This is a genomic window from Pseudomonas thermotolerans DSM 14292, from assembly GCF_000364625.1.
Taxonomy (GTDB): domain Bacteria; phylum Pseudomonadota; class Gammaproteobacteria; order Pseudomonadales; family Pseudomonadaceae; genus Aquipseudomonas; species Aquipseudomonas thermotolerans.
Map to the genome: position 1 here is coordinate 1 of NZ_KB822654.1, position 2,359 is coordinate 2,359.

At 57.3% G+C, this 2,359-nt stretch carries 2 protein-coding genes; both read right to left on the minus strand.

All coding sequences use genetic code 11. The features are described 5' to 3' along the window. Positions 1-152: 152 nt before the first annotated feature. On the minus strand, positions 153-1,427 hold the full coding sequence (gene umuC / locus H165_RS0117935) for a translesion error-prone DNA polymerase V subunit UmuC (protein ID WP_017940302.1): 1,275 nt from the start codon (positions 1,425-1,427) through the stop codon (positions 153-155). Next, a complete protein-coding gene (locus tag H165_RS0117940) occupies positions 1,420-1,857 on the minus strand; it encodes a LexA family protein (RefSeq protein WP_040640693.1) in 438 nt (145 codons plus the stop codon). Before H165_RS0117940 ends, umuC begins: the two co-directional genes overlap by 8 nt. Between the last annotated feature and the right edge of the window lie 502 nt (positions 1,858-2,359).

The following is a 2,359-nucleotide window of genomic DNA, read 5'->3' on the forward strand; positions in this document are numbered from 1 at the left end:
TGGTCGGATACGCGTGGAATGGGTGGCCGGATCACCGTGGAATCGGTGGTCAGATGCTCATGGAATGGGTGGCCAGATGACCGTGGAATCCGCACGCTGTCTGCGTAAGGGGACTCTGAACCGTGCTCGTCGCGGATAAGTGAATGCGAAGGCTACTTAGCTTTTGCGACCATTAACTCAGACCAGCGAGTGGTGTAGGCGGGGGATAGCAGTTTTCTTCGCATAGCCCACTCGACTGGCTTGGCAATTCGTCCTGGCTGGAGTGTACCGCGACCCCAGCGGTTGTTGATCGCGTCCAGAGTGCTCATCAGTCGCTCGGTTTTCACGGGCTGCTCGGGGGCGAACAGATCCGGGGTGTACTCATTCTTGCGACACAGATCCAGGAGCAGCACTTGGGCCTTGGCGTAGCTGAAACCCTCTCTGAAGACCTGCTGTAATCCCGCCTGGACGGCCTTGATGATCAGCCTGCTGTCATCGGTTGGGTAGGGCAGTTGGCAGAGAACGCCGTCGGCGTATTTGGCCTCAGAGGGATTGAACATCCCGGTGCGCAAACTCACACGCACCTGCCTGCAGAGTGACTCCTGCTTGCGCAGCTTTTCAGCGGCGCGCGTCGCATAGCTGGTGACAGCCTCCTGAATGGGGGCTAGCTCACGCAGGCGCTTGCCGAATGATCTGCTTGAGCAAATCTCTTGCTTGGGTTCGATTTCGTTCTCGATTTCCAGGCACGCCACACCACGTAGTTCACGCACGGTTTTCTCGACGATAACGTTGAAGCGCTTGCGCAGCGTCCAGGCATCCATCTGTGCCAAGTCCCAAGCAGTCTTGATTTCCATGCCTTCCAGGTGAGCACGCATGCGGGGACCAACACCCCAGACTTCCTCTACCGGCATGGCCTTGAGCAGCTTGTCGCGACGCACGGGGTCACGGATGTCCACGACGCCTCCGGTCTGCTTCTGCCAGCGCTTCGCGGCGTTATTGGCGAGCTTGGCTAGTGTCTTGGTGGTGGCGATGCCTATGCCAACTGGGATGCCTGTCTTCTGCCTGATGTCTGCCTGCACCTGACGGCCTATCGACTCCAGAGGTTCAGGGAGCCCGGTCATATCGGCAAAGGCCTCGTCGATGCTGTAGACCTCGATGCTTGGAAAGCAGCCCTCCAGGATCGTCATCACGCGCTCGCTCATGTCGCCATAGAGGGCGTAGTTGCTGCTGAAGGCGACGATCCCATGGCGCTTGAGGTCGCCTCTGATCTCGTGGAAGAGGGCGCCCATTTTCACGAACGGCTTGGCATCGGCAGAGCGGGCAATCACGCAGCCGTCGTTGTTGCTGAGCACCACGATGGGCGTGCGCAACAGGTCAGGACGAAACACGCGCTCGCAACTGGCGTAGAAGCTGTTGCAGTCGACCAGTGCGTATGCCGGCTCAGCCATGAGTTAGGTGATTCCGCAGGCTGTGAGTGACGACGCCCCAGATCGTCAGCTCATCGTTCTCTAGGATGTAGCGCGGAGAGTAGGCCAGGTTATCCGACTGCAGGATGAACTGGCCCTGTTTCTGTGCCAGGCGCTTTACCAGGACATCGCCGTTGAGGCAGGCCACTACCACGTGACCTGGTTTGGCTGGGATAGCGCGGCTAACGATCAGGTAGTCGCCGTCGAAGATGCCAGCCCCGATCATGCTGTCACCGCTGACCAGCGCGACATAGGTGTGCGGTGCATTGATATCCAGCAACTCATCCAGAGACAGCTTGTTTTCCATGTGGTCCAGCGCCGGGCTGGGAAAGCCGGCTGGAATGTGTGCGTCAAAATAGGGTAGGCGTGCGCTACTGGCTTGGAGTGCGCCAAGAATCTGGGCATTGCTCATGGGAAATTGCCGATAACTGTATTTATGTACAGTATCGGGCGATTTTGAAATCCTGCAAGGCGCGTCCGTCGGTGCCGATAGGCATGTGCTCTAAATGTTTACGGGTGAAAAGTTTACGTATCGCCTCCAGCGGTGCAGGTGCTTATGGTTGATGCATCTCAACCCGAGGAGGTTCGCCATGATCATGCTGACTTCGATGACTGACCATCTGGTGCTGCTCAGTGTTCTACTGCTGATGATCGGTCTGGCCAGGCTGGCCTATGGTGGGCGTCAAATCTGAATACTTCCGCGCAGCCATGCTTGCATTCGGTCATTGAGCGAAGAGCCGAGCGAGTGATGCCGTGCAGTCATGAAAATTCTTTGCATGATTTGTGCGGTGCATCACGTTTTTTCGCGGACCTTAAAACGAGGCGGATGCAGAAACTGAGTGCAACACAGTCATTGAATTGAAGCCGGAGCATCATGCCGCATAGCGATCGCTTTCTGCACGACCTCGCTCATG

Bases quoted from the DNA above. Each gene is read 5' to 3' on its own strand.
- H165_RS0117940 (WP_040640693.1), bottom strand. From the start codon at position 1,857: ATGAGCAATGCCCAGATTCTTGGCGCACTCCAAGCCAGTAGCGCACGC.
- umuC (WP_017940302.1), bottom strand. From the start codon at position 1,427: ATGGCTGAGCCGGCATACGCACTGGTCGACTGCAACAGCTTCTACGCC.